Origin of the sequence: Ventosimonas gracilis (assembly GCF_001580025.1) — a bacterium.
Taxonomy (GTDB): domain Bacteria; phylum Pseudomonadota; class Gammaproteobacteria; order Pseudomonadales; family Pseudomonadaceae; genus Ventosimonas; species Ventosimonas gracilis.
Genome location: NZ_LSZO01000065.1, coordinates 1 through 354, shown reverse-complemented (window position 1 = coordinate 354; position 354 = coordinate 1). Strand labels below are relative to the sequence as shown.

The following is a 354-nucleotide window of genomic DNA, read 5'->3' as shown; positions in this document are numbered from 1 at the left end:
TGGCGGTGTATTGTCGCCAATCGTTTGCACGTGGCATTGCAACAGGCGGTCGATGATGTTAAGCGCTTCGTTGAGGCCGCTGGCGGGGTCAATGGTGTTTTCTGGCACCAAGGGGATGCCGTTGTTAAGGGTCAGGCTCATACGGTGATACTCGCAGGTTGTCCAGCGCCGGTTAGGGCGTGCACTTGTTGCACGGTAACGGTGCCGCCGCTGTAGGGGATGGTGATTGTGGTTTGGGTGGTTTCCCACGCCTGCCCGCCGCGCGTGATGCGGTAGTGTTTAAAGCCTGCCGATAGCGATACGTTCGCGCCGCCGCCGCGTCTGCCGGTGCCTGTCCAGCTCAAGATCAGCTCA

1 protein-coding gene is annotated in these 354 nt (G+C 60.2%); it reads right to left on the bottom strand.

Annotated elements, in window-relative coordinates:
• Positions 1–137 precede the first annotated feature (137 nt).
• The coding region (locus AXE65_RS13755; protein ID WP_160330585.1) for a hypothetical protein at positions 138–354 on the bottom strand (217 nt) is incomplete at its 5' end.